Genomic DNA, 2,912 nt, shown 5'->3' on the forward strand with positions numbered 1-2,912 from the left:
CTCCAATTCTTCAGCATGAATTTTCATCATACCCGGTGCATCTTGAGGATATCGTTCTACATCATTACTGGAGATAGCCACAAAACCTATTCCTTGATTTTTATAGTGGTTGGCTATTTCTACGAGCATATCATTGATGTGAATTACGTAAGGACAATGGTTACAAATGAACATTACAACCGTTCCTTTTTCTCCTTGCACATCTGAGAATTGAATCATTTCCTCAGAAACTGTATCTATGAGTTTGAAATCTGGAGCCAAACTACCTTTGGCCATATCGTTAGAAGCTGTCAGTGCCATGTTTTTTCTTTCAAAAATAGAAAAGTAGCTTGGTTCTGCTGTGATTTAGATCAAGGATTGGTAAAAGTTCTTCTGCCAATTTTGAGTTTTAGTCGCTTGAGTATTGAGGTCCGTATAATTGGGGGAATAAAGTCGAAACCCACGTTTTCCATTTTTGGAGTTAGACTTTAAGATGCCTTTTTCCAATAGAACCACTTTAGGAAAGAGAAAAAATCCGGTTTTAGTATAGTTTAAAATAAACACATAATCAATCGCATCGATTTCCTCAAAAGGATGAGTTTCGCCGTTTACTCTTATCCAAAGTGTAACAAACTCACCCTTTTTTGTAGGAGTGATTTTAGACTGTCTACCCAAGTATGTTCTCTTATTTACTTCAAAACTGCAACTGCAGTAATCTTTTCCCTCTGCGTCTTCTACAAAGTTTTTAAGATGTTTATAGACTTGGTCTAATGTCAATTTCATTTCCCTCCTTTTCCGAGTAAATGTACGCGCTCCAAATGATTCTTTCTAAACTTTTCTGAAGAGTTTTTAATGATGGATATATGCGTGTGTTTAATAGAACCAACACCACAGAATTGTAACACTCCTTTTTTCATTTGTTGAAGTACAGGGCGGTGAAGAAACAATCGAAAATACCATTTTGGTGAGTCAGAGGTGAAAATGAGTCGCGCGGTTTTTCCTTTCCATAGCTTATCTGGCAATCCCTTGCCTTTTTTAGGTCCGTAGGTTATACCAGGGAGAAAAGTTCTATCTATAAACCCTTTCATTAGAGCAGGTAATCCAGCCCACCAAACGGGAAAAATCCATACAAGGTGATCTGCTTCTTGCATAAGCTGAATGGCGTGCTCCAGGTCGGGTTCTAAGTCGCTTCTTTTTCTATAGCCATAACTTAAGTTAGGATTAAACTTTAAGTCCTTCAAATGTATGCTTTGAATTTCTAATCCTGATTCTTGTGCACCTTTTATATAGGCTTCACTCAAAGCATAATTGTAACTTTCAGGGTCTGGATGACCATTGATAACAAGTGTTTTCATTTTCTTTTTTGAGCAAAGAAACATACTTGCCAGAGGGTGGAGTAGGACAAATGTCTAAATCAAAATTTCTTTTCGAATTCTACTCAAATGTCTTTGGGTTATTCCAAGATAAGAGGCTAAATAATTCAAAGGAATTCGTTGTAAATAATGTGGGTTTTGCTCCATTAATTTGAGGTAGCGTTGTTCTGCATTTTCCTTTTGAAGTACAAAAATGCGTTGTTCCATTTCTATGTATTCTAGTTCTGTTAGGCGTTTAAAAAAACGTACCCAGTTAATACTTGATTCTTCTAAGGCTTTAATATAGGTTTTGTTCCACCAAAGATAGGTAGCGTCGGTTAAGGCTTGGAAACTTTCGGTGCTTGGATTTCCCGTAAGAAAGGAAGAATAGGCAGATAAAAAGTTGTTTTCCTGCCTGAAACAATAAGTTATTTCTTCTGAACTTGAATTGTAGTAAAAAGATCTGAAAATACCATTTTGAACAATGGCTACATCATTACATACTTCTCCTTCTTTGGCAAAGAAATCTCCCTTTTTTAGGGTTTTGATTTTACCATCTCTAAGTACTTGGTCAATTTCAGCTTTTGTCAATATACCAAAAGCGTCAAAGGTGTTATATAGTTCCTTCATTAATGTTCCTTAAATGTTTCCTAATCCCGGCACTGTTATTTATAAATCCAGAGAGAATTTCTATGTACTCATGGTTTTAGGTTCTAAAAATGCAAATTCTTTTCACGAAGTGCTTTTTCAATCGGATAAACGGTTAGTAGAAGATGATTCAGCACGTGATAAAGGTTTATTTCCCCGCTAAGCTTAATATTTTTTTATCTTAGAAGCATGGATATGGAAATGTCAAAAAAGAAGCCTGCCTTTAAGATTAGTGATACTTTAAGAGCTTATTTAATTGAATACGATAGAGAAGAGTCTATTCCCCTTTCTTATGAGGATATGAAACGTTGGTCGGACAGTTTGCCCGTAATCGATGCAAATGGTAATGACACACTTTGGCGTTCAGTAATGTATCCACAAACTGATCAAGAAGAAATTTTTGATGGTTTAAGAGAAATATACGCCTTGTTGAAAACAGATGGTGACACCACCATTATTAAGCACTTAAAGATTTCCAGAATTGAATATTGTTTGTTCGGAAATTCCAATCCATTTCGTATAAAAATCGTGAATATGATTAACGATAACCACGATTATTTCTACATCAAGAAGGCGGACGCGAGTAGAGTATATGGGTTAGAGCTAGAGCATATTCTAAGTCCCAACCGTATGTCTTACATCGTAGATGGAAACACCTTGGTAGAAGATCATATCGCAGGAATTCCAGGTGACATATTCATGGAGAGTTACATGGAGAACTCTAATTTTTACCCGGTAGGTATGGCCAAAGAGTTTGTGAAGTTCAACGAGCGTTGCTTCATCATGCTTCTTGGAGATATGCGTTCGTACAACTATGTGATTGACGTAACGCCTGATTTTGATAAAGAACAGTACAGGGCGAGAACCATAGATTTTGATCAACTCTGTTATGAGGGAAGGAAGAATTTTTACAAGCCTCAGTTCTATAAAGAG

At 36.4% G+C, this 2,912-nt stretch carries 5 protein-coding genes; 1 reads left to right on the plus strand and 4 read right to left on the minus strand.

The window, feature by feature from the left end; genetic code table 11:
* From AC22ZQ_RS13905 to AC22ZQ_RS13920, 4 genes are all read right to left on the minus strand, one after another.
* A partial coding sequence (locus AC22ZQ_RS13905) for a redoxin domain-containing protein (RefSeq protein ID WP_318959364.1) occupies nt 1-300 on the minus strand: 300 nt, incomplete at its 3' end.
* A gap of 45 nt (nt 301-345) precedes the next feature.
* A complete protein-coding gene (locus tag AC22ZQ_RS13910; protein WP_318959365.1) occupies nt 346-762 on the minus strand; it encodes a MepB family protein in 417 nt (138 codons plus the stop codon).
* Complete coding sequence (locus AC22ZQ_RS13915; protein ID WP_318959366.1) at nt 759-1,334, minus strand: NAD(P)H-dependent oxidoreductase; 576 nt, start codon at nt 1,332-1,334, stop codon at nt 759-761. The genes AC22ZQ_RS13910 and AC22ZQ_RS13915 overlap by 4 nt, the downstream gene beginning before the upstream one ends.
* A 54-nt stretch (nt 1,335-1,388) precedes the next feature.
* The gene (locus tag AC22ZQ_RS13920) at nt 1,389-1,961 is read right to left on the minus strand and encodes a Crp/Fnr family transcriptional regulator (protein ID WP_318959367.1); all 573 of its coding nucleotides are present in this window, start codon (nt 1,959-1,961) and stop codon (nt 1,389-1,391) included.
* Nucleotides 1,962-2,180: 219 nt separating this feature from the next.
* Between AC22ZQ_RS13920 and AC22ZQ_RS13925 the strand changes: the two genes are divergently transcribed.
* A partial coding sequence (locus AC22ZQ_RS13925) for a hypothetical protein (protein WP_318959368.1) occupies nt 2,181-2,912 on the plus strand: 732 nt, incomplete at its 3' end.

It is taken from the genome of Lishizhenia sp., from assembly GCF_057456495.1.

Excerpts from the sequence above, each read along its gene's own strand:
- AC22ZQ_RS13910 (WP_318959365.1), bottom strand. The coding sequence starts at position 762 with ATGAAATTGACATTAGACCAAGTCTATAAACATCTTAAAAACTTTGTA.
- AC22ZQ_RS13915 (WP_318959366.1), bottom strand. The coding sequence starts at position 1,334 with ATGAAAACACTTGTTATCAATGGTCATCCAGACCCTGAAAGTTACAAT.
- AC22ZQ_RS13920 (WP_318959367.1), bottom strand. The coding sequence starts at position 1,961 with ATGAAGGAACTATATAACACCTTTGACGCTTTTGGTATATTGACAAAA.